The sequence below is a fragment of the Cellulomonas sp. ATA003 genome (assembly GCF_031582905.1).
In the GTDB taxonomy this organism is placed as follows: Bacteria; Actinomycetota; Actinomycetes; order Actinomycetales; family Cellulomonadaceae; genus Pengzhenrongella.
The window spans coordinates 654,941-678,260 of sequence record NZ_CP133990.1; the positions used below are offsets into that span (position 1 = coordinate 654,941).

The window sequence follows — 23,320 nt, forward strand, 5'->3', positions numbered from 1 at the left end:
CGGACGGCGCGAGCCGGCGGCGCCGCCTGACCGTCGGTCAGTCCTGCGCCTCTGCCCGCCGTTCCCGCAGCCGGCGTCGGACGAACACCGCGACCGCCAGGGCGAACCCGGCGAGGATGGTGTAGTTCAGGACGTCGCTGTACGTGCCGATCTCGGTCCACCGGCTACCGAGGAGGTAGCCGGCGCCGACGAGAGCGGCGTTGTACACCGCGCTGCCCAGGGCGGTCCACGTGACGAACCGGACGAGCGGCATCCGCTCGACCCCCGCCGGGATCGACACGAGGCTGCGCACCACCGGCACGCACCGACCGATGAGCACCGACGTGCCGCCGTGCCGGTCGAACCACCGTTCCGAGCGCTCGACGTCCGCCCGGTCGACGAGCGGCAGCCGGTCCGCGACCCGACGCAGCCGATCGGCGCCCAGCGCGGCGCCCGCCCGGAACAGGACGAGTGCACCGACCACGGACCCCACCGTGGCGCCCACCACCGCGAGGACCACGGACATCCGGCCCTGCCCGGCGAGCAGACCGGCGACGGGCAGGACCACCTCGCTGGGGATCGGCGGGAACACCGTCTCGAGCGCCACGAGCGCGCCGACACCGATGGGGCCGAGCGCCTCGATGGTGTCGACCACCCAGCCGGCGAGGCCCGTGAGCTCGGCGGGGTCGCGCTGCGCGGACATGGCGCTCACGCAAGCATGCTGCGGCGGGGGTCGCATCTCATGCGCGTGCCAGCGTGGTGCGTGTCAGCAGGCGCGTGCCGGTGCTGCCCGCTCAGCGTGGGGTCCGTGGCGCCACGCTCAGGAGGTCGCCGGGCTGGCACCCCAGGACGTCGCACACCGCGGTGAGCGTGGAGAACCGCACCGCCCGGGCGCGGTCGTTCTTGAGCACCGAGAGGTTGACCACGGTGACGCCGGCGCGGGCCGCGAGCTCGGTGAGGGTCATCCCGCGCGTCGCGAGCAGCGCGTCGAGGTGGCACACGACCCGGTGGCCGCCGGCTGCGGACCCGTCGTCGTCGGCGCTTGACCGGCTCACACCAGCCCCGCGGCGTCGTCGGCGATCTGGGTGCCGCGCCGGAAGGCCTCCGCGACGACGAACAGCAGCGCGGAGAAGGCGATCGGTGCGAGGTCGACGCCGAACCCGAGCACGAACGGGTCGTCGGCGACCCCCAGGCCGAGGTCGTCGAGCACGGCGAGGCCGGCGATCTCCGGCAGCACCGGGGCGAACAGACCGGCGATCAGGACGGTCCCGGCCGTCCCCCCGATCCGTGCGGCGTTGCCCCGGCGGAACGGCTCGCCGACGGCGATCGAGCGCACCACGGGCGCGAGCAGGACGGCGCACAGCCCGACGGCAAGCCCGCCGAGGGCGGCGTCCCCGCGGGCGAGGAAGCCGATCCACCGGCTCGCCCCGGTGTCGTCGACGAGCACGAGCCCGTCCCCGACCGACCGCAGGGACGTCCGGTCGGGGAGCTCGACGCCGTCCACCTCGACGTACACCGGGCCGCTGTGCCCGCTGCCCGGCCACTCCTCGATCCCGACCGGGACGGACACCGTCGCGGGCGCCTGCGTCGCGCCGTCGATGGCGTAGCCCAGTCCGCCGATGGCGGCGACCGCACCGAAGACCAGCAGCAGCGCCGCGATCAGCCGGGTCGTCCGCGGCCCGACGTAGACCTCGTTCGCGGTCAGCGCCCGCCACCTCTGCTTCGCGTCCATCGCCCGCTCCGTTCACCCGCATATCGACGGTCGATATGACTCGGCCGACGCTAGTTATCGACACTCGATATGTCAACGGATCGCTCGACGGGCGGGTCCGGGGCGGGCGACCTAGCGTGGCCGGGTGGCTGCCCCGACCGTGACGACCGCCGCCCCGTGGGTGCCGACCCCGTCCCGCCGCGCGACGACGTCCGCGCCGCGCCCCGGCGCTCCGGCCGCGGCCCCCGCGACGCGCGACCGCCCCCGGCTCGTCGCGCTCGACGGCCTGCGGTTCGCCGCGGCCGTGGGCGTGCTGCTCTACCACTACGCGGTGCGCGACTCCCAGGCCTGGGGGCGCCCGCCGTCGGAGGTCTTCCCCGGACTGGGGGAGTGGCTGGTGTACGCGGCGCTGGGCCCCGAGCTGTTCTTCGTCATCAGCGGGTTCGTCATCCTCATGACGGCGTGGGGGCGCAGCGTCCCGCAGGTCGCCGCGTCGCGCGTCGCGCGCCTCTACCCGGCGTACTGGGCGTCGGTCCTGCTCACCGGGGCGCTCCTGCTGTGGCTGTGGCCGGACGGCAAGGACGTCACCCCGGGGCAGGTGGCGGTCAACCTCACGATGCTGCAGAGCCTGGTCGACGTCGGCAACGTGGACGGCGTCTACTGGACGCTGTGGACCGAGCTGCGGTTCTACGCCCTCGTCCTCGTGCTCGTCGCGATCGGGATCACCCGGCGGCGCGTGCTCGCCTTCGCGGTGCTGTGGCCGACCGCCGCGCTCCTCGCGGACGCCGCCGGCCCGCCCTGGCTGCGCGAGGTGCTGATCTCGGGGTACGCGCCGCTGTTCGCGGCCGGGATGGTGCTCTACGTCATCCTCCGCGACGGCCACTCCCGAGGGGCGTGGTGGCTCGTGGCGGCCAACACCGCCGCGTCGGTGTGGCTCGTGGTGCCCCACCAGCTCGCCCAGCAGGCGCGCAACACCGCCCAGAGCCCGTCACCGGTCGTCCTCGGTGCCCTCGTCGTGGTGTGCGTGGCGCTCGTCGCCGTGGTCACCCTGACGCCGGTCGCCCGGCTGCGCTGGCGCTGGCTGACGACGGTCGGCGCACTCACCTACCCGCTGTACCTGCTGCACGAGCACTGGGGCTGGTGGGTCATCGCGCACGTGCGCGACGTCGTCCCGGTGCCGGTGGCCTTCGCCCTGGCGACCGCGTTCTCCGTCGCGCTCGCGGTGGCGGTGCACCACGTCGTCGAACGGCGGCTGGGGCCACCGCTGCGGTCCGGGGTGCAGCGCGGCCTCGAGCGCCTGAGCGCGCGGGCCGGCGCGGTCAGCCGGTCGGCAGCCCGCCGACCGGCCCCGCGGGCAGCGACCCGGTCATGACGTCGGCGAAGAAGCGGGGCGTCGTCGCCGGGTCGAGCAGCACGGTCGACCCGAGGTTGCCCGGGCGGTGGTCGGGGTTCGCGATCGGCGGCGTGCCGCGGATGCCGTCGGGCCCCGTCGCGCTGCGGAACGCGAGCGCGAGCCGGCCCAGGTCGAGCACCCCGGTGCCGTCGCTCACGGTCAGCGCGCCGACCCCGGCGCCGAGGAGCCCGACCTGCCGGGCCGGGTTCACGGCCAGCGACGGCGACGCCGCGGTCGACGCCAGCGCGGCGATCAGCTGCTGCTGACGCTTGCCGCGGCCGATGTCGCCCTCGTGGTCGGCCTTGCGCATCCGCGCGAACGCGAGCGACGTGCTGCCGTCGACGACCTGGCAGCCGGGCTCGGCCCACTGGAGTCCCGAGTCCGGGTCGTCCACCGGGAACGTCATCTTGTTGACCGCCGGGTCCAGGCACAGCTCGACGCCACCCAGGGCGTCGACCACCTGGGCGACGCCGCCGAGCCCGATCTCGACGTAGTGGTCCATGTGCATGCCGGTCAGTCCCTCGACCGTCTCCACCAGCAGCGGTGCCCCGCCCCAGGAGTAGGCGGCGTTGAGCTTGCCGGGGCCCTGCCCGGGGATCTCGACGTAGGTGTCGCGCGGCAGGGAGATGAGCGCGGACGGTCCGCTCGGCGGCACGTGCAGGACCATGATCGTGTCCGTCCGTGCGCCCTCGGTGCCGTCCTCGGCGATGCCGCCCTCGCCACCGCGCGAGTCCGAGCCGGCCAGCAGGTAGGTCAGGCCGGGGGTGTCCGCGGTCGCGGCGAGCGCGTCGACGTGCTGGAGCCGGGCGTTCGCCCACACCATCAGGCCGAGGGGCCACGCCAGGAGCAGCACCAGGACGACCGCGACGGCCGTCGCCGCGCGTCGACGACGCGGGCGACCGGCACCCGTCCGGACGGCCGTGGCGGTCCCGAGGTGCGGCGCGGGACCGTCGGGCCGGCGGCCCGACCGGTCGGCGACGGGGCCGCGGCCACCGGCACCGCCACCGGCCCACGCGCCGTGACCGCCCTGCGGCGCCGGGGTGCGACCAGCCGGGGTCAGCGAGCGCGGCGGGACGGAGGACGCGGACCCCGCGCGCGACGGGTCCCCGGAGCGAGCGGGGGAGTGGAGGCGCTCGGGACGGGCGGCTGGGGGACGAGCGGGTGGGGGAGCGTCGCCGGACCGGGGTGCCGTCGGGCGCCCCACCGGGACGGCGTCGTCGACGGACGGACGCGAGCCCCCGCGGGCGCGAAGCTCGGCGGGACGCCGCCGGCCCGCGTACCCGCAGCGCCCGCACCTCCAGGGGTGCCCCGGCCGGGGTTGCCGGGGCGGCGGGGGCGGCGGCGCGAGCCGCGTCACCCCCGGGGCCGTCGTCGCCGAGCGGGCGGGCCGAGCCGCCCGCACGGGCGCGGCTGCCGCCCGTGGGTCGGGTGGGCTCACGACGTCCCGGACGCTCAGGCACAGACGGTCGAGACGTCGTCGGCGGTGATCGCGTCCTGGCCCGGGGTGGGCGTGGGTGCGGGCTCGACCGGGGCGTCGGTCCCCGCACCGGGCGGGGCGGGCGTCCGCTCCGGCTGGGTCAGCGCGGGCAGGTCGGCCGAGAGGTTCGCCCACACCTGATCGGCCTCCGGCGTCATCACGACCCGGTTCGGGTCGGACGGCGCCGCGGCGATCGGGATCGTCATGAAGGCGATGTTGCCACCGAGTGTGCCGCGCACGCTCCAGGCGAGGCCGCTGAGGTCGGGGATCGACGCGAGCCCCGGGCTCGCGGTGACGGACGACGTCGCGGCGTTGAGGAACCGCAGCAGCTCCGGGACGTCGGTGAGCAGGTTCTTGGACTGGACCGTCTGCACGGTCGCGGCGAGCAGCTGCTGCTGGCGGCCGAGGCGGTCGATGTCCGACCCGTTGCCGACGCCCTCCCCGGTGCGGGCGCGCGCGAAGGCCAGCGCGGTGGTGCCGTCGAGCACGTGCGTCCCGGCGGCGAGCTCGAGGCCGGCCTTGGGCGAGCGCATGTCGTTCGGGATGCACATCGGCACGCCACCGAGCGCGTCGATCATGCGGATGAACCCGGCGAAGTCGATGACGACGTAGTCGTCGATGAAGACCCCGGTGTTCTCCTCGACGGTGAGGATCGTGCACACCGCGGCGTCCGACACCTCACCGCTCTCGGACCCGATCGAGAACGCGGCGTTGAACTGCCCGGCCTGCGGGCGCGAGGTGGTCCCGTCGGAGCGCGGGCACGCCGGGATGTCCACCAGGGTGTCGCGCGGGATGGAGACGAGCTCGACCCGGCTGCGGTCGGCCGCGACGTGCATGACGATCGTGGTGTCGGACCGCATGCCCTCGACCTCGCCGCCGAGGTCGGCGTTCTCGCCGTCACGCACGTCCGAGCCGATGAGCAGGATGTTGAGCGCCTGACCGGCGTGCGGGTCGTCCGGGTCCGGGGTCCGGGTGGGGGTCGGGCGGTCCTCGCCGAGCAGGGCCGTGACGTCGACGGACTCGATGTTCGTCTGCAGCCGGGTGTATGCCGCGGCGACGCCGGTCGCCCCGAACGCGAGCACGGCGGTCAGCCCGAGCGCCGCGCCGCGCATGACGCGGTGGGACCTCGCGCGGCGGGCGTGGCGGGCGACGCGCGGAGGCGAGGCATGACGAGATGGCACGTGGAGGATCCTAGGCGCGCCTACGGGCGACCAGGAGCGAGCGTCGGGCCGATCGGGTGGAGGGTTTGTGAACCCCGGTCCCCGCCGTGACGACGCCGGTCAGCGGCCGAGCTGGGCGTACTTCGCCTCGGTGGCGTCCTTCTGCGGGCGCCACCACGCCTCGTTGGCGCGGTACCAGTCGATCGTCGCGGCCAGGCCGTCGCGGAAGCCGGGGTACCGCGGCTCCCAGCCGAGCTCCGTGCGCAGCTTGCTCGAGTCGATCGCGTACCGCAGGTCGTGGCCCGGGCGGTCGCTGACGAGGTCGTAGGCGTCGCGCGGCTGACCGGTGAGCTCGAGGATGAGCTCGACGACGGCCTTGTTGTTCTCCTCGCCGTCCGCCCCGATGAGGTACGTCTCGCCGATGCGGCCGCGCTCGATGATCGTCCAGACCGCGGAGTTGTGGTCCTCGACGTGGATCCAGTCCCGGACGTTCTCGCCGCTGCCGTACAGCTTGGGCCGCACGCCGTCGATCACGTTGGTGACCTGCCGCGGGATGAACTTCTCCACGTGCTGGTAGGGGCCGTAGTTGTTCGAGCAGTTCGAGATGGTCGCCTGCACACCGAAGGAGCGGACCCACGCACGCACCAGCAGGTCGCTCGCCGCCTTGGTGGAGGAGTAGGGGCTGGACGGGTTGTACGGGGTCTCGGGCGTGAACTTCGCCGGGTCGTCCAGCTCGAGGTCGCCGTAGACCTCGTCGGTGGAGATGTGGTGGAAGCGCGTCGAGTGCCGCCGGACGGCCTCGAGCAGCGTGTACGTGCCCACGACGTTCGTCTGCACGAACGGCCACGGGTTCGTGAGCGAGTTGTCGTTGTGGGACTCCGCCGCGAAGTGCACGACGACGTCGGCGTCCGCCACGAGGCCGTCCACCAGGTCGGCGTCGGCGATGTCACCGCGGACCAGGGTCACGGCCTCGGCCACCGGGGCCAGCGACGCCTCGTCGCCCGCGTAGGTCAGCGCGTCCAGCACGGTGACGCGCACGTCGGGACGCTCGCGGACCGTCTGGTGGACGAAGTTGGAGCCGATGAAGCCGGCTCCGCCGGTGACGAGCAGACGCACGGGGGATTCCTCCAGGTGGTGACGGCGGGACGTCCCGAGCGTAGTGGGCCGACGGGCGGGTGCCGGGCGGGTGCCGGGTGCCGGGCAGGCGATTTGTCCGGACCGCTCACGGCGTGCCGGCCCCTGCCGATGGGACCCGGCGTGGGAGGCGCCCGGCAGCGCTCGACCGATGCCGACGGCCTCCACGCAGTGCAGAGCCCCGGACCGACGTCAGGACACCCATGAATCTCCCTCTCGTGCTCGCCACGCTGCTGAGCCTGACCGCGCCGCTCGTCGTGGCCGGCGGGCCGCCGGCCACCACCGACACCGCCGCCCCGGTGGTCGCAGCCCCCGCCGCCGACGGCGTCGTGCGTGACGTGGCGCAGGCGACGGACGAGGACGGCGTCCGCCTCGCCGAGGTGGACCTCGCCGTGCCGGCGGCCGACGACGTCGTGGACGGCGCGACGGTGCTCGGCCCGTTCCCGGCGACGGCACCCGACGCGGCCGGTGCGCCGATCGAGAGCGAGGCGCCCGAGGAGGCCCCGGTGGCCCCGACCAAGGGGACGACCGTGGTCGCGGACGAGGTCGCGGGCTCGGGTCTCGTCGAGACGGCACCCGTCGACACCGAGGGCTACCAGACCCTCGGCATCACCTGGCCCGCCGACGTCGACCCCGCTGGGCTCGGCGCGCACGTGCGGACCAGCTCCGACGGGCAGTGGGGGAGTGGGTGGCCCTCGACGCGAGCGACTCGCCCGACCCCGGCACCGCGGACGCCGCGAACGAGCTCCGCGGCGGCACCGACCCGCTGTGGATCGGCGATGCGGACGCCGTCCAGCTCGCGTTCGCCGCGACCGACGACGGCGGGCCGGACGGGCTGAGCCTGGCGCTCGTCGGCTCCGAGGCCGAGCCGGCCGGGACGACGACCGCCGCCGCGGTGGAGACGGTCGCCGCTACCGACGCCGCGACCACGGCCGACGTCGTGTTCATGGCCGCCGCTCAGACCGCCCCGCGGATCATCTCGCGCGGTCAGTGGGGTGCTCCTGCTCCCACCTGCCGTACCGATTCGGCGGCCAAGCTGGTGGGCGCCGTCGTGCACCACACCGCGGGCAGCAACAGCTACAGCAGCGTGGCCCAGGCCATGCAGCAGATCCGCAACGACGCGAAGTACCACATGACGGGTCGCGGCTGGTGCGACCTCGGTTACAACTTCGTCGTCGACAAGTGGGGGAACATCTACGAGGGTCGCGCGGGGAGCATGACGAAGGCGGTCATCGGCGTGCACGCCGGTGGCTTCAACACCGGCACGGTCGGCGTGTCCATGCTCGGGACGTACACCGCGGCGCCGTCGGCGGCGACGCAGCGCGCGGTCGGTGAGGTCATCGGCTGGCGGCTCGGTGCCTACGGCGTCGACCCGCGCGGCTCGATGACCTACTGGACCGGCGCGGGGCAGAACTCCAAGTACAGCAACCGGAACGTGACCCTGCCCCGCATCTTCGGTCACCGGGACGTCGCCTACACGGCGTGCCCGGGGCCGGGCGGGTACTCCGCGCTGCCGGCCATCCGAGAGATCGCGGCGGACGCGGGGGCGAGCGAGCGCTTCGCCCAGGCACGATCGGTCGTCACGGCGCTGTACCACGACCTCCTCGGCCGGGCCCCGGACGCCTCCGGGCTCGCCATGTGGACGGGGAAGCTCGCCGCCGGTGTCGACCAGTCCGAGCTCGTCTATCTGCTCACCCGCAGTGACGAGTACATCGCCCTGCGTGTCGCGCAGGCCTACCAGACGGTCCTGGGGCGCGCACCGGAGCCCGCCGGCGCCCGGCACTGGCTCACGGAGATCCGTGGCGGCACCGCCTCGGTCGACGACGTCCAGCGCAGGTTCTTCGACAGCGACGAGTTCGCGATCCGTGCCGGCGGGACGTTCGACTCGTACGCGTCCGCCGTGTACCGCGCGGCACTCGGGCGTTCGATCAGCTCGATGGAGCGGCCCGCCCGTGCGGCGCAGGTCGCCTCCAACGGGCGCGGCTGGGTCATCGACGACGTCTGGTTCTCGACGGAGGCGGCCGCCCGCCGCGCCGGTACCTACTACGAGGTCTTCCTCCAGCGTGCGCCCGACTCCGTGGGCGTCGCCCACTGGGCGGGAGTGCTGCTGAACCAGTCGGAGAGCGCCGTCCGGACGGGGATCGCGGGCAGCGCCGAGTACCGCGACCGTGCCGTCGCGCGGTACCCGTGAGGGTGGACTGGCGACGTCGGTGAGGGTCGGCGCCTCGGTCAGCCGGTTGTGGCGGCCGAGGCGCCAGGACGTCCCGACGGCCCGACCGGGTTCAGGGTGCCGTCGGGGGTCACCTCGGCGACCCAGACCTGCGAGTCGGACCGGGTCCCGTCCGTCGGGAGGTGTGACAGCGCGTAGGCCCAGCCCGTGATCGTCGAGCTCAGGACGGGCTGCGGAGCGGCGCCTGCCGGCCACGGGAGCGCGGAGTCGCTGAAGGTCACGACGGACAGCGGCCGGTCGTCCCAGGCTCCGCTCAGGTCCGCGAGGTGCCGGGTCGTCGGGGCCTGCGCGACCTCGACGACCTCGACGTCGCAGACGCTCCGCAACGACGGCAGGTAGTCCGGTCCGCCGTCCCGGACGTAGACCACCCGGTCATGGGGCAGCGCCGCGCAGACCGCCTCCAGCTGCCCCCAACGGCCGCCCTGCTCGACCACCGTGAACAGCGACCCCCACGTGGTCAGCGGGAACGCGGCGACGACGGCTGCGAGCGCGAGGGATCCCGCACGGACCCACCCCCGGCGCGAGGACCACAGGGACGCCAGGGCGATCGTCGCGGCGAGCAGGAACCCCGGGATCGCGATGGGGAGCAGGCGACGCACCGCCCACACCTGGTCCGGGGAGATGCTCACCCGCCACAGGTACAGCAGGGTGGGAGCGGCGATCACCGCGAGGAGCACCAGCAGGCGGGAGTCCCGGCGGCGTACGGCGCAGTAGGCCATCAGGCTGAGCCCCGCGAAGGCGAGCACGACCATCGGCCAGCCGTGGTACCAGGCGATCCACGCCACCGACATCTCGTCGTAGCTGCGGGTGGGGTCGACCTCGAGCCCTTCGCGGGCCTGCAGTCCGCCGACGAGCTGCGAGTAGTTCGTCCCCAACGGGGTCCGGTGGCCCACCAGCCACAGCGGCCGGCTCACCAGCACCACGGCGATCAGCGGTACCGCGGCCGCGAGGACCCGGCCCGCGGTGCGTCGGTGGACGAGCAACCAGCGGCGCGCCGGGTCCCACCACGGCGGGACCACGAGTCCGAGGCCGACGACGATGGACCCGATGAGCGCCGCGACCAGCAGGGTGAACTGGTTCCCCAGGTCGTTGAGGTAGCCCGGGCTGTGCCACCACAGGTCGAGGTAGCCGAGGCCCACCATGAGCAAGGCGGACAGCGTCGCCCCGAGCAGCCAGACCTGCAGCCTGCTGCGGGATCGGGCGCGTAACGGGGCCGCGGCGACGAGGGCCAGCCCGACCACGAACCCGATCACGGAGGCGGCGCCGTCGATCCGGACCAGGGCCGGCGAGCCGACGAGCGCACCTGCCAGCAGCAGACGCCACCCGCTGCGCGTCTCGAACGCGGACCAGGCCATGGTCAGCCCGCCGAACGCGAGCGCGATGGTCAGGGGTTCGGTGTAGGCGGCGCGGGAGAAGGCGGCCAGAGGGACCGCCGTCGCGAGCGCCGTGGTGGGCACCAGACCCCACCACGGGCCGACCACGCGCCGGGCGGTGCCGTACAGAGCCAGGAGCGCCAAGGAGCCGACGAGGAGGTTCCCGGCCAGCACGGCCTGGTCGCCCCCCACCCAGGCGAGCAGGCCGAGCAGGCCGGGCAGGAGCTTCGCGCCCTGAGCATGGAGATCACCGTCGAGGGGAAGAAGGCGCTGGTCGACGCCTGCGCACCGGGTACGGCCTCGGCCACGGCCCGGGCTCGACCCTGCGGGATCTCGGGCGTCGCGTGGTCGGCGAGCCACAAGCCCTCGAGCGTGAGGAACCCGGGGTCACGGGTGACGGTGACGTACTCGGACGCGTACGGCAGGTGGACCAGCGCCCAGGCCGCGCACAGCCCCAGGCACACCGCCGCCCCGGCAGCGGTGTTCCGTGTGGCGGGGAGCGGCGCGGGGACCGCGCGCCAGGTCGCGACGAGGACGACCGCGAGCAGCGGTCCCACGAGCCACGGCGAGAAGCGCCCCACCAGCACGGTGACGGCGACGACCAGGCAGGTCCAGAACAGCGCCAGCACGAGCCGGTCCGGCAGCGAGACGAGCAGCCGCGCCCACGGCGACCCCGGCGCGGTCGCGCGGCGGTCGCCGTGCTCACCGGGAGACCGATCGGAACTCCACATCCGCCCAGACGTGGCCGACGGTGGCGCCGTCGGCCCGCACCGCGAAGCTCGCCGCGTCCCGGAGACGGTGCAGCTCGATGCCCGCCTGGTCCGCGACGGCGCCGTGCACCATGTACGACCCCTCGCCGAGCCGGAGGTCGTTCAAGCGGAAGTGGAACGTCGCCCGGCCGTGGACGGGCGGGAGCCGCTGCCCGAGCAGCTTGGTGTTGGTCCCGAAGATGCTCTGCCCGAGCGGTGTGTCGATGCCGACGCCGAGGACGGGGTCCGCCAGGGGCTCGTCGGCATCCAGGGTGACGGCGAGGGTCAAGGAGGTGCCCGGCTTCATCTCGTGCGCGGGACTGCCCTGCTCGTCGAGCAGTGCCACGGACCGGATCCGCACCTTCTCCGGGGTGCGCTCGCGCCCGCACCGGGCTCCACCTCCGCGGCGGTCTCCTGGGCCCGCTCCATCTCCTCCTGGCGCACGTGGTCGAACTCGTCGCGCAGTGCCCGCAGGGCGTCGCGCGGGGCGCCGTCCGCGATGATGTGCCCGCTCTCGAGCACCACCGCGCGATCGCAGAGGTCGGCGACCTGGTCGAGGGAGTGCGTCACCAGGATGATCGTGCGGCCCTCCCGCTGGAAGCCACGGATCCGGTCCATGCACTTGCGCTGGAACGGCTCGTCACCGACCGCGAGCACCTCGTCCACGAGCAGGATGTCCGGGTCGACGTGCACGGCCACCGCGAACGCGAGCCGGACGTACATGCCCGACGAGTAGAACTTCACCTGGGTGTCGATGAACCGCTCGATGCCCGAGAAGTCGACGATCGCGTCGAAGTGCTTGTCCGTCTGCGCCTGGCTCAGGCCGAGGATGGCCGCGTTGAGGTAGACGTTCTCCCGTCCGGTCAGGTCGGGGTGGAAGCCGGCGCCCAGCTCGAGCAGCGCCGCGAGCCGGCCCCGCAGGTGCACCGTCCCGCTCGTGGGCTGCAGGATGCCGCCGATCGTCTTCAGCAGGGTGCTCTTGCCGGAGCCGTTCGGACCGATCAGGCCGACGGTCGAGCCCGAGGTGATGTCGAGGTCGATGTCGCGCAGCGCCCAGAAGTCCTCCTTGTGGAGGTTGGACCGGCCGAAGTTGACGACGCGCTCCTTGAGCGACTTCTCCTTGCGGATGACGAAGCGCTTGGAGACGCCCTGGACGCGGACCACGGTGGGGGATGTCATCACAGCTCCTGCGCGAAGTTGCTCTGCAAGCGGGCGAACACGCGCTGGCACAACCACAGCAGCACGACGCCGACCGCGAACGCCACACCCAGTCTCTGCAGCAGGTCGTCCGGCCGGAGCTGGTCGTCACCCGCGACCCAGAAGGCCTCCTGGAAGCCCATGATCACGAGCGTCATGGGATTGGTCAGGTAGAGGTCGGCGGCCCAGGCCGGGACCTCGCCGACGACGAGCGCCCACGAGTACACGATCGGCGACGCCCAGAAGGCGATCATCAGCGCGATGTCGACCAGGTACTGCACATCGCGCAGGTAGACGTTGACCGCGGACAGCAGGAACGACAGGGCGGTGGCGAACAGCAGGAGCACGACCAAGGAGAGCGGGAGGTACAGCCACCGCGCTCCGGTGGGGAAGCCGCCCGCCACGACCGTCGCCGCGACGAGGATGGTCAGCTGGATGCCGAAGTTGAACAGGCCGGATCCCACCACGCTGAGGGGGAACACCTCGCGGGGCAGGTACACCTTCTTGATCAGGCCGGAGTTCACCACGATCGAGGCCGTGCCCGCGGTCACGATCTCGGAGAAGAGGGTCCACGCGGTCAGACCGGTGTAGATGAAGATCGCGAAGTCGGGGATGTCCCGGGCCGCGCCGAGGAACCTGCCGATCGCGACGTAGTAGATGCCGAGCAGCGCCAGCGGACGCAGCAGGCTCCACAGGAACCCCAGCGTGCTGTCCTTGTACTTCGCCTTGAGCTCACGGCGGACGAGCATGCCGAGCAGCTCACGCTGGGCCACGATGTCCCGCACCGACTGCAGCGTGCCGGCGGCGAAGCCGGGCCGGGGGCCGGCGATCCGCATCGGTTCTGCCGCGAGCCGCGCGGAACGAGCCTCACCGACGTTCGTCATCTGCTCCCTGTCCATCACGAGTGACCACGGCACGCCCAGCGGGCCATCGGACCTGGTCCCGCCTCCGGGCGCCTCGACGGCCGCCGGCGACCGACCTACACCCTACCGGCGCGGCGCCGCCCCTCGTCGGGCGGTCGACTGGGTGCCGCCCGGGGCTGCGGGATGAGGCCGGTTCCGTGATGCAATGGCCGGACCGTCGTCCACCGGAGCCCGACATGAACCACACCCGCAGCCACACCCGCACGGCGAGCCGGCTCGCCACGCTCCTGCTGAGCGTCCTCCTGATCGGCGGTGCGGTGCCCGGCGCGACGGTCGCCGTCGCCGCAGACGGCGACCGCTTCACCTTCACGGGGCAGGGCTGGGGGCACGGCCGTGGCATGGGGCAGTACGGCGCCCTCGGCTACGCCATCGACCACGGCTGGGGCTACGGGCCGATCCTCGACCACTTCTACGGTGGCACCCGTCGTGGCTCGGTGGGTGACCGGCAGATCTCCGTCGAGCTCACCGCGCTCACCGGCAACGAGCTGCGGGCGGTCGGGCGTGGGCTCACCGTCAACGGGGTGGCACGGACCGACGCGAACGCGGCCGGCAGCGCAGTGCGAGTGACCCGGCAGCCCGACGGTCGCTTCCGCGCGGAGGTGGGTGCCGGCTGCTCGGGCCCGTCATGGACGTCCCTCGGCGTGTTCGACACGGTCAGCGTCGGGACGACGTCGCAGGCATCCGTCGACCGACTCGTGCGCGTGTGCGAGAGCGCGGGGGAGCGGGCGTACCGCGGGTCGCTGAGCGTCCAGCGTCATGCCGGCACGGGGGTGCAGACCACGTTCAACCGGGTGTCGGCCGAGGGGTACCTGCGGGGGTCGTCCCTCGCGAGTCCCCCGCGAGCTGGGGATCGCTCGCCGGTGGGCGCGGGATGGAGGCGCTCAAGGCGCAGGCGGTGGCCGCCCGCTCCTACGCGCTGTCGGGATCCCGGCCCTCGGGCGCCACCACCTGCGACACCACCGCGTGCCAGGTGTACCGGGGCGCGGCCTTCCAGCCGTTCGGCCAGCCCCGGGAGAGCCTCGAGGCCGCCAACACCGACACCGCGATCGCTGCGACGTCCGGCGAGGTGCGGGTGCGGGCCAACGGCGCGGTCGTCCGGACGGAGTTCAGCTCCTCGACGGGCGGCTGGACCGCGGGCGGCGAGTTCCCGGCGGTCGTCGACGAGGGTGACGACACCAGCCGCAACCCCAACCACCGCTGGGTCACGACGCAGGCCGGCTCGGCGGCGACCTTCAGCGCCGCCGACGTCGCGGCACGCCTCGGTGTCCAGGGCATCCGGTCGATGACGGTGACGGGGCGCAACGGGCTCGGCGCGGGCGGTGGCCGGGTCACCGAGGTCACCGTGGTCGACGGGGCAGGTCGCTCCCGGACGTACACCGGCAACCAGGTGCGGGTCGCCCTCAACCTCCGCAGTGACTGGTTCAGCATCTCGGCGTTCGTCCGTGCCGAGGCCGAGGCCGTCGTCAAGGCTCTCTACCAGGACCTGCTCGGGAGGGGACCGACCCCACCGGGCTCGCGACCTGGAGCGACCGGCTCATGGCCGGGGTCAGCCAGGACGAGCTCGTCGGCACGCTGACCCGCAGCGACGAGTACATCCGTCTCCGCGTGGCTCAGGCGTACCGCGAGGTGCTCGGGCGCGAGCCGGAGCCCGCCGGCGCCGCCGGCTGGCTCGCTGCCATCCGCGCGGGGCACGCGACGGTCGACGACGCGCAGCGCCGCTTCCTCGACAGCGCGGAGTTCTTCCAGCGGTCCGGTGGAACGCCGCAGGGATACGTGTCCCGTCTCTACGCCACCGTCCTGGGCCGGACGGCGGGTGCTGCGGAGGTGAGGCACTGGACCGACCAGATGGCTCGCATCGGGCGCGGTGGCGTCGCCGACTCGATCTGGTTCTCGGTCGAGGCGGCCCGCATCCGCGCCGGGGCGTACTACGGGACGTTCCTGCAGCGGCAGCCCGACCCCGCTGGGCGGGACGGCTGGGCCCGCGTCCTGCTGACGCGGGGCGAGGGTGCGGTCCGGCAGGGGATCGCCGGGAGCGCCGAGTACCGCCAGCGGGCGATCGCACGCTTCCCCTGACTGGTCCCCGGTGGCCCGCCCGGGCATCCCGCGGTCGACCCGGGAGGGTCGCCCGCGGGACTCGGCGGTCAGCCGGCGTCGTTCCTCCCGGTCAGGGCCGACCAGGTCTCCCGTGCGTACATGTCCCAGGTGCGCACGGACCGCTGCGAGGCCTGCTCGCGCAGCCGGGCGTGGACGCGGTCGTCGGTCACGAGGGTCCGGATGGCGGCGGCCAGGGCGTGGTCGTCGTGCGGGTCCACGGTGAGGGCCCCGCCGTCGTCCGCCAGCTCGAGCATGCTGCCGAATGACGAGGTGACCGCCGGGGTCCCGACGGCGAGGGACTCGGCGACGGGGAGCCCGAAGCCCTCGTTGAACGAGGGGAACACGGTGCAGCGGGCGAGCCGGTACGCCGCCCACAGCACGTCGTCGGGGAGCCGGCTCACGGTCTGCAGCGGGCGTCCGGCGCTCTGCAGCTCGGCGCACCTCGCCGTGAAGGCGTCGCTCCCCCAGGAGTTGCCGCCGATGAACGAGAGGCTGAACTCGATCCCCTCACGCCACAGGAGCTCGGCGGCGTGCAGGACGGCCAGGTGGTTCTTGCGGGGCTCGTGGCTGCCGACCACCAGGACCAGCGGCAGCCGTCCGACCAGGAACAGGTCGCGGGCCGCCTCGAGGATCAGCGGGTGTGGACGTGGGCGCCTCGACCGGCAGGGGCACCGAGGTGACGGTGGGGCCGTCGACGCCGATGGCGTCGAGCATCCGGGTCCACCCGCTGTACTCGACGCGGGCGGCCTCCGAGATGGTGGCCACGTGCTCGAAGTGCCGGACGGCGGCGAGGTTCCCGGCGAAGACGCCGCTGAAGCCGAGCTGCGTGGTCTCGGCCGAGGTGAGCGGTACGCAGTCGAAGCCCAGGACTCCGGTCCGGTTCGGTGAGAACCGCGCGAGGGCGAGCAGCCGTGCACTGCGCGCCGGCTCGGCGGCCAGCTCGGGCAGGAGGTAGGTGCTGCGCCACGGCACGACGACGGCGGCCTCGGGTCGTGCCCGGGTGTCCTCCTCGGCCGCGCCCTGCTGGATCCGCTGACGCTCCGCGGTGGTCAGCTCCCGGATCGACTGGAAGTCCGTGGACCACGAGACGGCGACGCAGTCATGGTCGGCGAACCACCGGCGCGCGGTCTCCCGGGCCACCCGCTGGATACCCGTGGTGAGCCCGGTGGAGACGGTGTGGGCGAGATCGACCAGCACCTCGCCGTCGGCCACACGGACCGTCCAGCCGGCACTCTGGGACGTGGTGTGCACGGACAGGGCGTCCCACAGGGCGGTGGGCGCGTCGAACCAGGCGTCCCGGGCGAGCTCCACCACCGTGGTCTCGTCGGGCAGGCGGCCGGTGAGCACCGCGAGCAGCAGCCACAGGTGCCCGCGGTCGCGGGTGTCCAGGCTCGTCCCGAGCGCGTCCGACAGGTCGTCCGCGCAGGTGAGCGGGACCGGCGTGACCGTACGTCCGGTGAGGGCGTGCACGAGCACGGGCAGCCGACGCGACCACGCCTCCTGGAAGACGTCCGGCAGGCCGGGCTCGTCCGCGTCCGCTCGGCGCGAGCGCGCCACCGCATGGGTGAGCGGTCCGAGTCTCATGGTGCTGCCTCCTGCGCCGGGGACTGGTCGGTGGTCGTGGCGCCGGGCGATCGGACGTCCACCTGCGTCGAGACGTCGTCGGCCACCAGCGCCGCCCACAGGTCGTCGGCGTACTCGTCCCACGTGCGCCGCGGCCGGGCGAGCGCCTCGCGGCGCAGCCGCGCCAGCCGTTCCGGGTCCGTGAGCAGGGACCGCATGGCCGCGGTCACGTCGTCGTCGTCCCGCGGGTCGACCGTCAGGCAGCCGCCCAGCTCCGCGATCTCCTGCTGGCTGCCGAAGTTCGACGTGATCACGGGGGTGCCGGACGCGAGCGACTCGGCGACCGGAAGCCCGTACCCCTCGTGCAGGGAGACGAAGACGGTGAAGTCCGCGCGCCGCAGCTCGCGCCACAGCTCGCTGTCGCTCACCCGGCCGACGTCGTGCACGGGGAGACCGGCCTGCTGCAGGCGCTCGAGCGCCGGACGCAGGACGGCGTCCGACCAGCCGGGGCCGCCGACGAGTCGAACGTCGAAGTCGAGGCCCTCGCGCCAGAGTCGTTCGGCCGCGTGCAGGACCGTGCGGTGGTTCTTGTGCGGCTCCCGGCTGCCGACGCAGAGCACGACGGGACGGCTGGGCCGCGGTGCGGGCTCCTCGACCACCGGTGGGGCGTCCTCGGTGAGCTGGACCTCGGTGACCCGCGGGCCCGGCAGGCCTTGCGCCTGCACGGCCTCGGCGAAGCCGGTGAACTCCGCGGTGGCGGAGCGGCTGATCCCGGCGACACGGTGGGCGTGCTTGACCACGGTGAGGTACTGGGCGAACGTCACCGCGTCCGAGGCGGGGCGGGTGTCCGCGCTCGTGATGGGGATCATGTCGTACCCGATCATGGAGAGCGTGTTGCCGGACGTCGCGGCGAGCGCGGCGAGCTCGGCGGTCGACCCAGGGTTGGGGACGTCCGGCAGCACGACCACGCTCTGCCAGGGGACGACGAGCCGGGGGTGTACCCCGCCTCGTCCGCCGGGTCGATGTCGAGGTCGAGGCCGTAGGCGGTGACCCGGGCCTGCTCGCGAGGGGCCAGAGCGCGCAGCGCGGTGTACTCGTCGATCCACGCCGCCGTCGTCACCGGCCCCGACCGCTGCCAGCGGGGATGGTCTCGCGGACCACCCGGTGGATGCCGGTATGGGTGTCGAAGCGCGCGCAGTGGTCGACGTCGACGACGACGCCGGACTGGACCACCGTCATCTCCAGGTCCACCCGGCCGTGGTCGAGGTGGTCCAGCACCCACCGCAGGATCGTCGACTGCACCTCGTGCGCGGGGACGAGCTCCAGGAGGCGGGAGAAGGCGCGCAGGCCGTCCAGCGTCGGGAAGGCGCCGGTCGTGGCGACGAGCAGCAGCCAGCGGACGTCGGACCGTCCCGGCTCGCGGGCCAGCGCGACGAGCCCGGGCAGGAGCAGGGCGGCGAGGGTGCCAGGCGGTCGCTCGCCGGCCGGGTGACCGCCTGCGGCCGCAGCGACCTCCGGGTCCGGGAGGGCGGCGGCCGCGGCGGCCCCCACCCGCTGGTCGAGCGCCGCGAGCAGCGTCGCGCCGTCCGGTGCCACCGTCATCGAGCGGCCCGGGCAGCGGCGCCCGCCACGCGACGCACCAGCCGCAGCGGTCCGGTGAGCCGCCAGGACACGGTGCGGCGCATGGCGTCGAGCTCGGCGAGCGCCCGGCGCTCGCCCTCGCGGTCCTCCACGACGACCGGGGCCCGCGTCGCGAGGGCCTTGGCGGCCGTCTCGCCCCAGGCGGTGATCGCCGTCGTGCGCCAGTGGACGATCTGCTGCAGGAGCGTCTGCCGCTCCTGCAGCAGGTCGTGGACGGAGGCGGCGACGTGGCGGTCCAACACGCAGGCCGGGTAGCTGAGCGCGGGGGCGAGCGCCTCGGCGTGCTCCTCCGCGACGTAGAAGCGCGACAGGCCGTCGAACAGGCAGAAGCGGTACCCGGCCGCCAGGACGTCGGGCTCCCAGACCTCGTGGGTCTGCACCGAGGAGTTCGGCGCCGTCGACTCGATGACCAGCACCCACGGGCGGGACTGCCGCAGGTCGAGGCTCGCCAGCACCTGGGGCTCCGCGCCCTCGGTGTCGACGACGAGGAAGTGGACGGTCTGGTCGGTCCCGCCGTGGTCGGCCAGCACCTGGGACAGGCGCGTGGCCGGGACCGCGTGGTCGACGACCTCCTCGCCGCGGTCGCGGTAGGACGACCCGACGGAGTCGACGATCGACGAGAGCCCCGTCCCGGGCACCTCGTGGAGCACCACGTGGTCGGACTCCTCGTCGGTCACCACCGCCTGGATGAGCGTGTCGGCCGGCCGCTGCGCGCGGTGCGCGTCGGCGAACTCCTGGACCGGCTCGACGGTGATGCCCGTCCACCCGCGGTCGTAGAACGCGCGCGTGATCGAGTCCGTCGTCGGGTCGTTCGCGCCCACCTCGACGTACCGGCCGCGCGGCACGTGCCCGAGGGCCCGCCACAGCACGACGTCCTCGCGGTTCTGGGCATAGGAGATGAACGGGGCGTCGGAAGGCACCTCGGAAGCATAGGGCGGCTCACCGCAGCGACGCTCCGTACCGTGCCGCACGCCCGTACCGTCCCGGACGCCGCGGCTACGCTGTCCCGGTTACCGACCACCGAGCTTCGAGGGACCATGCCGCGCGCACTCATCACCGGGATCACCGGCCAGGACGGCCTCTACCTGTCGGAGCTGCTGCTCTCCAAGGGCTACGAGGTGTACGGACTCATCCGGGGCCAGAACAACCCCAAGCTCGACCTGGTGCGCGAGACCGTGCCCGACGTGAAGCTCCTCACCGGTGACCTCACCGACCTGTCGAGCCTGCTGCGCGCGCTGGAGTCGTCGAAGCCGGACGAGGTCTACAACCTCGGGGCGATCTCGTTCGTGGCGTACTCGTGGGAGAACGCCATGCTCACCACGGACGTCACCGGCAAGGGCGTGCTCAACATGCTCGAGGCCGTCCGCCTGTACTCGCACGACGACCCCACCCGCGTCCGCTTCTACCAGGCGTCCAGCTCGGAGATGTTCGGCAAGGTGCAGGAGGTCCCGCAGCGCGAGTCCACGCTGCTGTGGCCCCGCTCGCCGTACGGCGTCGCGAAGGTGTTCGGCCACTACATGACGATCAACTACCGCGAGTCCTACGGGATGCACGCGTCCTCGGGGATCCTGTTCAACCACGAGTCGCCGCGCCGTGGCCCGGAGTTCGTGACCCGCAAGGTCAGCCAGGCCGTCGCCCGCATCAAGCTCGGCCTGCAGGACGAGATCGTCATGGGCAACCTGGACGCCAAGCGGGACTGGGGCTTCGCCGGGGACTACGTCGACGCGATGTGGCGGATGCTCCAGCAGGACACCGCGGACGACTACGTCGTGGCGACGGGCGAGACCCACTCCATCGGCGAGCTTCTCGACCTCGCGTTCCGGGCCGTCGACATCGACGACTGGGCGCCGTACGTCCGGCAGGACGAGCGGTTCATGCGGCCGGCCGAGGTCGACCTGCTCATCGGGGACCCCGCGAAGGCCCGCTCCGTGCTCGGCTGGGAGCCCAAGGTGGACTTCGGCGAGCTGGTCGCGATGATGGTCGAGAACGACCTGCGCGAGCAGCGCGCGCTGTCGGGACGGTAGGCGCGTGCGACGCGTTCTCGTCACGGGGGTCACCGGGCAGGACGGCGGCTACCTGGTCGAGCGGCTCGCCGCGGAGGGTGCCGAGGTGCACGGCCTGGTGCAGAGCCGGGACGGTGCGACTGCCCGGTTCGCCGCGGCGCACCCCGAGGTCCGGCTGCACCCGGGCGACCTCGCCGACCACGACGGGCTGACGCGACTGGTCCACGAGGTCGCACCCGACGAGCTGTACAACCTCGGCGGCATCTCCTCGGTGGCGCTCTCCTGGCAGGAGCCGGTGCGCACCGCCGAGCTCAGCGGCGTCGCCGCGGCGGTGCTCTTCGCCGCCGCGCTCGAGGTCCAGCGGGTCACCGGCAGCCCGGTCCGGTGCGTGCAGGCGTCGTCGGCGGAGATCTTCGGCGACCCGGCGGTCTCCCCGCAGGACGAGTCGACCCCGGTGCGGCCGGTGTCGCCGTACGGCGCCGCCAAGGCGTACGCCCACCACATGGCGCGGGTCTACCGCGGGCGCGGGCTGCACGTGGCGAGCTGCATCCTGTTCAACCACGAGTCCCCGCGGCGGCCGACGACGTTCGTCACGCGCAAGATCACCGCCGCCGCTGCCCGCATCGCGCGGGACGGCGGCACACTCACGCTCGGCAACCTCGACGCCCGGCGGGACTGGGGCTGGGCCCCGGACTACGTCGACGCGATGGTGCGGGCGGCCCGGCACGGCGAGCCCGACGACTTCGTCGTGGCGACCGGCACGCCGCACTCCGTCGCCGACTTCGTCGAGACCGCGTTCCGGCGGGCCGGCGTCGACCGGTGGCGCGAGCACGTCGAGACCGACCCCGCCTTCGTCCGGCCGGCGGACGCGGCCCAGCAGGCCGGTGACGCCGGCAAGGCCCGGGCGGTGCTCGGCTGGGAGCCCACGGTGGACTTCACCGGGCTCGTCCACCGCATGGTCGACCACGACATCGAGCTCCAGGGGAGACAGCATGAGCACCACGGGTCCCGGCGAGCAGGACGCCGCCCGCGAGCCGGTCGTCCGCGCGGGCGTCGTCTCGGTCGTCCTGGTGAACTATCGCGGCGCGGAGGACACCATCACGTGCCTGCGGGCGTTCGCCGACGTCGACTGGCCCGCCGACCAGCTCGAGCTCGTCGTCGTCGACAACGACTCGGGCGACGGCAGCGCCGAGCGCATCCGGGCCGCCGTCCCGCACGCCGTCGTGGTGGACGCCGGCGCGAACACCGGCTTCGCGGGGGCTGCAACCTCGGCGTGGCGCACGCCACCGGGGAGTTCGTCGGGTTCCTCAACAACGACGCCCGCCCGGACGCCGGCTGGGTGCGCGCCGCCGTGGACACGTTGCGTGCCGACCGCACCATCGGGGCGGTCGCGAGCAAGGTCCTGGACTGGGACGGTGAGCTCGTCGACTACGTCGACGGGTCCCTCACCTGGTTCGGCATGGGCTACAAGCGCGAGGTGGAGAAGCCCGACTCCCCGGAGTACGACGAGCCCAAGGACGTCCTGTTCGGCACGGGCGCCGCGATGTTCATGCGGACCGACGTCTACCGGGAGGTCGGCGGCTTCGACGAGCGCTTCTTCATGTTCTACGAGGACGTCGACCTCGGGTGGCGGCTGAACCTGCTCGGCTGGCGGGTCCGGTACGAGCCGCGCTCCGTCGCGTTCCACAAGCACCACGTGACGATGAAGAAGTTCGGCAACTTCCGCGAGAGCTACCTGCTCGAGCGCAACGCGCTGATGTCGATGTACAAGAACCTCGACGACGAGTCCCTCGCCAAGGCGCTGCCGGCCGCACTCGCGCTCGCCGTGCGCCGGTCCCTCGCACGCACGGGGACGGACGCCACCGCGCTGGACCTCCAGCGCTCGCCGGGCGGCGACGACGTCGGCACGCTCGAGATCGACAAGATGGCGCTCACCGGTCCGTACGCGATCGACTACCTCGTGGAGCAGATGCCCACGCTCCTGCAGACCCGGCGTGAGCTGCAGGGCCGCCGTCGCCGCAGCGACCGGGAGCTGTTCCCGCTCTTCCGGCACGCCATCGAGCCCGCGTACGCGGTGGACAGCTACCTCGAGGCCCACGCCGTGCTCGTGGAGGCCTTCGGAATCGCCGAGCACTTCGTCTCGCGGCAGCGGGTGCTCGTCGTGACCGGTGAGCCCCTGCTCGAGCGGATGGCCGGGCCGGCGATCCGCGCCTGGGAGATCGCGACGGCGCTGTCCGGCGAGCACGACGTGCGCCTGCTGTCGACGGCCGGCGCGCAGGTCGCGGGCCGCGGGTTCGAGGTCCTCCACGCGTCCGGCCACGCGTTGCGTGCCGCGACGGACTGGGCCGACGTCATCATCTTCCAGGGCTTCCTCCTCGAGGGGGCTCCGTGGCTCGTCGACAGCGCGAAGATCCTGGTCGCCGACGTCTACGACCCGATGCACCTCGAGCAGCTGGAGCAGGCCCGGGACCTCGGCCCCGGCGGCCGGGCGCTCGCGGTCAAGGAGACGACCCGGGTGCTCAACGACCAGCTGCGCCGCGCCGACTTCCTGCTGTGCGCCTCGGACAAGCAGCGCGACTTCTGGCTGGGGCAGCTCGCCGGTCAGGGGCGCGTGAACGCCGCCGTGTACGACGAGGACGAGAGCCTCGACGCGCTCATCGCCGTCGTCCCCTTCGGCATCCCGGACACCGCGC

The 23,320-nt window shown here is 73.5% G+C and carries 22 protein-coding genes and 1 pseudogene; 7 read left to right on the top strand and 16 right to left on the bottom strand.

The genetic code is table 11. The annotated features are described in order from the left end of the window. Window positions 1–37: 37 nt before the first annotated feature. From REH70_RS03340 to REH70_RS03350, 3 genes are all read right to left on the bottom strand, one after another. The gene (locus tag REH70_RS03340; protein WP_310754121.1) at window positions 38–682 is read right to left on the bottom strand and encodes a DedA family protein; all 645 of its coding nucleotides are present in this window, start codon (window positions 680–682) and stop codon (window positions 38–40) included. 91 nt (window positions 683–773) lie between these two features. Next, window positions 774–1,034, bottom strand: a complete 261-nt coding sequence (locus tag REH70_RS03345; protein WP_310752237.1) for a helix-turn-helix transcriptional regulator — start codon at window positions 1,032–1,034, stop codon at window positions 774–776. Beyond that, on the bottom strand, window positions 1,031–1,711 hold the full coding sequence (locus tag REH70_RS03350) for a DUF2975 domain-containing protein (RefSeq protein WP_310752240.1): 681 nt from the start codon (window positions 1,709–1,711) through the stop codon (window positions 1,031–1,033). Before REH70_RS03350 ends, REH70_RS03345 begins: the two co-directional genes overlap by 4 nt. A 124-nt stretch (window positions 1,712–1,835) precedes the next feature. Between REH70_RS03350 and REH70_RS03355 the strand changes: the two genes are divergently transcribed. Beyond that, on the top strand, window positions 1,836–3,062 hold the full coding sequence (locus REH70_RS03355; protein WP_310752242.1) for an acyltransferase: 1,227 nt from the start codon (window positions 1,836–1,838) through the stop codon (window positions 3,060–3,062). Here the strand turns inward: REH70_RS03355 and REH70_RS03360 are convergent. The 3 genes from REH70_RS03360 to rfbB form a co-directional block, all read right to left on the bottom strand. Further along, entirely contained in the window at window positions 3,010–3,936 is a 927-nt protein-coding gene (locus REH70_RS03360; RefSeq protein WP_310752244.1) for an LCP family protein, read from the bottom strand. The genes REH70_RS03355 and REH70_RS03360 overlap by 53 nt on opposite strands. Before the next feature lie 599 nt (window positions 3,937–4,535). Continuing rightward, window positions 4,536–5,672: an LCP family protein gene (locus REH70_RS03365; RefSeq protein WP_310752246.1), complete on the bottom strand. Its 1,137-nt coding sequence runs from the start codon at window positions 5,670–5,672 to the stop codon at window positions 4,536–4,538. Window positions 5,673–5,840: 168 nt separating this feature from the next. Then, complete coding sequence (gene rfbB / locus REH70_RS03370) at window positions 5,841–6,836, bottom strand: dTDP-glucose 4,6-dehydratase (RefSeq protein ID WP_310752248.1); 996 nt, start codon at window positions 6,834–6,836, stop codon at window positions 5,841–5,843. 221 nt (window positions 6,837–7,057) lie between these two features. Here rfbB and REH70_RS03375 point away from each other — a divergent pair, with 221 nt between their 5' ends. Both REH70_RS03375 and REH70_RS03380 read left to right on the top strand, forming a co-directional pair. Further along, the gene (locus REH70_RS03375) at window positions 7,058–7,693 is read left to right on the top strand and encodes a hypothetical protein (protein ID WP_310752250.1); all 636 of its coding nucleotides are present in this window, start codon (window positions 7,058–7,060) and stop codon (window positions 7,691–7,693) included. Window positions 7,694–7,800: 107 nt separating this feature from the next. Next, window positions 7,801–9,045: a DUF4214 domain-containing protein gene (locus REH70_RS03380; RefSeq protein ID WP_310754123.1), complete on the top strand. Its 1,245-nt coding sequence runs from the start codon at window positions 7,801–7,803 to the stop codon at window positions 9,043–9,045. A gap of 38 nt (window positions 9,046–9,083) precedes the next feature. Here REH70_RS03380 and REH70_RS03385 read toward each other — a convergent pair whose 3' ends face one another. The 5 genes from REH70_RS03385 to REH70_RS03405 are packed head-to-tail and all read right to left on the bottom strand — an operon-like array spanning window position 9,084 to window position 13,287. Continuing rightward, on the bottom strand, window positions 9,084–10,541 hold the full coding sequence (locus REH70_RS03385) for a hypothetical protein (protein ID WP_310752252.1): 1,458 nt from the start codon (window positions 10,539–10,541) through the stop codon (window positions 9,084–9,086). Beyond that, window positions 10,469–11,188, bottom strand: coding sequence for a hypothetical protein (locus REH70_RS03390; RefSeq protein ID WP_310752254.1), 720 nt, complete (start codon window positions 11,186–11,188; stop codon window positions 10,469–10,471). Before REH70_RS03390 ends, REH70_RS03385 begins: the two co-directional genes overlap by 73 nt. Beyond that, window positions 11,160–11,552 (bottom strand): Wzt carbohydrate-binding domain-containing protein, encoded by a 393-nt coding sequence (locus REH70_RS03395; RefSeq protein WP_310752256.1) that lies wholly within the window; start codon window positions 11,550–11,552, stop codon window positions 11,160–11,162. The genes REH70_RS03390 and REH70_RS03395 overlap by 29 nt, the downstream gene beginning before the upstream one ends. Beyond that, window positions 11,510–12,385, bottom strand: a complete 876-nt coding sequence (locus tag REH70_RS03400) for an ABC transporter ATP-binding protein (RefSeq protein WP_310752258.1) — start codon at window positions 12,383–12,385, stop codon at window positions 11,510–11,512. Before REH70_RS03400 ends, REH70_RS03395 begins: the two co-directional genes overlap by 43 nt. After that, complete coding sequence (locus REH70_RS03405; RefSeq protein ID WP_310752260.1) at window positions 12,385–13,287, bottom strand: ABC transporter permease; 903 nt, start codon at window positions 13,285–13,287, stop codon at window positions 12,385–12,387. The genes REH70_RS03400 and REH70_RS03405 overlap by 1 nt, the downstream gene beginning before the upstream one ends. A gap of 664 nt (window positions 13,288–13,951) precedes the next feature. On the opposite strand from REH70_RS03405, the gene REH70_RS03410 reads away from it, so the two are divergent. Both REH70_RS03410 and REH70_RS03415 read left to right on the top strand, forming a co-directional pair. Beyond that, window positions 13,952–14,902, top strand: a complete 951-nt coding sequence (locus REH70_RS03410; RefSeq protein ID WP_310752262.1) for a SpoIID/LytB domain-containing protein — start codon at window positions 13,952–13,954, stop codon at window positions 14,900–14,902. Then, entirely contained in the window at window positions 14,863–15,399 is a 537-nt protein-coding gene (locus REH70_RS03415; RefSeq protein ID WP_310752264.1) for a DUF4214 domain-containing protein, read from the top strand. The genes REH70_RS03410 and REH70_RS03415 overlap by 40 nt, the downstream gene beginning before the upstream one ends. A 68-nt stretch (window positions 15,400–15,467) precedes the next feature. Here the strand turns inward: REH70_RS03415 and REH70_RS03420 are convergent, their stop codons facing one another. From REH70_RS03420 to REH70_RS03440, 5 genes are all read right to left on the bottom strand, one after another. Then, a complete protein-coding gene (locus REH70_RS03420; RefSeq protein ID WP_310752266.1) occupies window positions 15,468–15,998 on the bottom strand; it encodes a glycosyltransferase in 531 nt (176 codons plus the stop codon). Beyond that, window positions 15,928–17,004: a hypothetical protein gene (locus REH70_RS03425; RefSeq protein ID WP_310752268.1), complete on the bottom strand. Its 1,077-nt coding sequence runs from the start codon at window positions 17,002–17,004 to the stop codon at window positions 15,928–15,930. Before REH70_RS03425 ends, REH70_RS03420 begins: the two co-directional genes overlap by 71 nt. Beyond that, window positions 17,001–17,951 carry a glycosyltransferase family 1 protein gene (locus REH70_RS03430; protein ID WP_310752270.1) on the bottom strand — a complete coding sequence of 317 codons (951 nt, stop codon included), beginning with the start codon at window positions 17,949–17,951 and terminating at the stop codon, window positions 17,001–17,003. The genes REH70_RS03425 and REH70_RS03430 overlap by 4 nt, the downstream gene beginning before the upstream one ends. A gap of 148 nt (window positions 17,952–18,099) precedes the next feature. Continuing rightward, entirely contained in the window at window positions 18,100–18,585 is a 486-nt protein-coding gene (locus REH70_RS03435; protein ID WP_310752272.1) for a hypothetical protein, read from the bottom strand. Beyond that, window positions 18,582–19,544 carry an FkbM family methyltransferase gene (locus REH70_RS03440; protein ID WP_310752274.1) on the bottom strand — a complete coding sequence of 321 codons (963 nt, stop codon included), beginning with the start codon at window positions 19,542–19,544 and terminating at the stop codon, window positions 18,582–18,584. The genes REH70_RS03435 and REH70_RS03440 overlap by 4 nt, the downstream gene beginning before the upstream one ends. A 117-nt stretch (window positions 19,545–19,661) precedes the next feature. Here REH70_RS03440 and REH70_RS03445 point away from each other — a divergent pair, with 117 nt between their 5' ends. Together REH70_RS03445 and REH70_RS20310 are read left to right on the top strand one after the other, a co-directional pair. Beyond that, window positions 19,662–20,648 (top strand): GDP-mannose 4,6-dehydratase, encoded by a 987-nt coding sequence (locus REH70_RS03445; RefSeq protein WP_310752276.1) that lies wholly within the window; start codon window positions 19,662–19,664, stop codon window positions 20,646–20,648. A gap of 4 nt (window positions 20,649–20,652) precedes the next feature. Continuing rightward, a pseudogene (locus tag REH70_RS20310) lies at window positions 20,653–22,281 on the top strand (GDP-mannose 4,6-dehydratase); the annotation flags it as partial. Window positions 22,282–23,320 lie beyond the last annotated feature (1,039 nt).

What these genes read in the sequence shown, in the direction of transcription:
- REH70_RS03340 (WP_310754121.1), bottom strand. Translation starts at nt 682, where the DNA reads ATGTCCGCGCAGCGCGACCCCGCCGAGCTCACGGGCCTCGCCGGCTGG.
- REH70_RS03350 (WP_310752240.1), bottom strand. Translation starts at nt 1,711, where the DNA reads ATGGACGCGAAGCAGAGGTGGCGGGCGCTGACCGCGAACGAGGTCTAC.
- REH70_RS03365 (WP_310752246.1), bottom strand. Translation starts at nt 5,672, where the DNA reads ATGCGCGGCGCGGCGCTCGGGCTGACCGCCGTGCTCGCGTTCGGGGCG.
- REH70_RS03375 (WP_310752250.1), top strand. Translation starts at nt 7,058, where the DNA reads ATGAATCTCCCTCTCGTGCTCGCCACGCTGCTGAGCCTGACCGCGCCG.
- REH70_RS03380 (WP_310754123.1), top strand. Translation starts at nt 7,801, where the DNA reads ATGGCCGCCGCTCAGACCGCCCCGCGGATCATCTCGCGCGGTCAGTGG.
- REH70_RS03390 (WP_310752254.1), bottom strand. Translation starts at nt 11,188, where the DNA reads ATGTGGAGTTCCGATCGGTCTCCCGGTGAGCACGGCGACCGCCGCGCG.
- REH70_RS03400 (WP_310752258.1), bottom strand. Translation starts at nt 12,385, where the DNA reads ATGACATCCCCCACCGTGGTCCGCGTCCAGGGCGTCTCCAAGCGCTTC.
- REH70_RS03405 (WP_310752260.1), bottom strand. Translation starts at nt 13,287, where the DNA reads ATGACGAACGTCGGTGAGGCTCGTTCCGCGCGGCTCGCGGCAGAACCG.
- REH70_RS03410 (WP_310752262.1), top strand. Translation starts at nt 13,952, where the DNA reads ATGGACGTCCCTCGGCGTGTTCGACACGGTCAGCGTCGGGACGACGTC.
- REH70_RS03415 (WP_310752264.1), top strand. Translation starts at nt 14,863, where the DNA reads ATGGCCGGGGTCAGCCAGGACGAGCTCGTCGGCACGCTGACCCGCAGC.
- REH70_RS03425 (WP_310752268.1), bottom strand. Translation starts at nt 17,004, where the DNA reads ATGAGACTCGGACCGCTCACCCATGCGGTGGCGCGCTCGCGCCGAGCG.
- REH70_RS03435 (WP_310752272.1), bottom strand. Translation starts at nt 18,585, where the DNA reads ATGACGGTGGCACCGGACGGCGCGACGCTGCTCGCGGCGCTCGACCAG.
- REH70_RS03445 (WP_310752276.1), top strand. Translation starts at nt 19,662, where the DNA reads ATGCCGCGCGCACTCATCACCGGGATCACCGGCCAGGACGGCCTCTAC.